Annotated in this window: 1 protein-coding gene; it reads right to left on the bottom strand. The window is 67.1% G+C overall.

Annotated elements, in window-relative coordinates:
- Window positions 1-10 precede the first annotated feature (10 nt).
- The gene (locus QSK21_RS35880; protein ID WP_285702217.1) at window positions 11-847 is read right to left on the bottom strand and encodes a transposase family protein; all 837 of its coding nucleotides are present in this window, start codon (window positions 845-847) and stop codon (window positions 11-13) included.
- Between the last annotated feature and the right edge of the window lie 164 nt (window positions 848-1,011).

Genomic DNA, 1,011 nt, shown 5'->3' with positions numbered 1-1,011 from the left:
TGAGGTGATCTCACCGAGTTTCGGGTAGGTGGCCATGCTCGAAATGGGTGAGGACGAGTGCTGCGCGGGTGATGTCGCCGATTCTGCTGGGGCTGGTGGTGATGTGCTGGAGGATGCGCCAGCGGCCTTTGAGCAGGGCGAATCCGCGTTCGCCGAGGCAGCGCAGGCCGCGGTGGAGCTGGTTGTAGGCGCGGTTGCCGATGCTGAGGGTCTGGCCGTCGGCGGGGTTCTTGATGGGCGTGAGGACGCCGATTCCGGCGCCTTCGTAGCCGCCGTCGGCCAGGGTGGGAAGTCCCTGAGCCGCTGCGGCGTACAGGGCGCCCAGGACGTGGGCGCGTGCTGCGGTCAGGTCGTGGACCGAGCCGGGCTCGACATCGGAGACCCACAGCGGGAGCCCGGTCGGGGACGACAGGGCTTGGATGTTGCCGGCGTGCTGGTGGGCCTTGCCGGAGTACCACAGATCGATCGTCTCGCCTTTGACGCTGATGGTCTGTTCGGCGCACCGGTCGGTCGGCAGCAGCGTCCCGTCCATGATCAGATAGGCGTGGCCGTCGCCTCGGGCACGATCCAGCGCCTCGTGCAGATCCGGAGCCTGAGCTGCAAGAACAGCGATCCCCTCGTCGATGTAGCGGTAGGCGGTGGCCCGTGACACCTTGTGGTCGCGGCCGAGTTTGGGGATGTCGCGTTCGCCGCGGAACCAGCGCAGCACCATGACCGCCTGCCGGAAGCAGGTCAGTGCCCGGCTGCCCTTCGGTGTTGCGCGCAGCCTCCGCTCCCGCCACAGCAGCCGCCCGAGGTACCGGGCGAGTTCACGAGAGACGTCGAGCGTGGCACGATGGGGGATCACGTGGAGCCTTCCGGGCGAGCAGGGTTTTGTGGTGATTCGTTGTTCTACCGGGGCTCCACGTCCCGTTTCACCGCCCGGCGATCTGCCCGCGTGTCTCCCCGGACCGCATCCTTCAGGCCACAGAAAGCCTCGTTGTCCGGTTCGAAATCTCTGAGATCACCTCA

This window comes from Actinomadura sp. NBRC 104412, from assembly GCF_030269515.1.
GTDB lineage: Bacteria > Actinomycetota > Actinomycetes > Streptosporangiales > Streptosporangiaceae > Spirillospora.
Note: the sequence above shows the minus strand (reverse complement) of the source record. Positions and strands in the feature narration are given on the sequence as shown.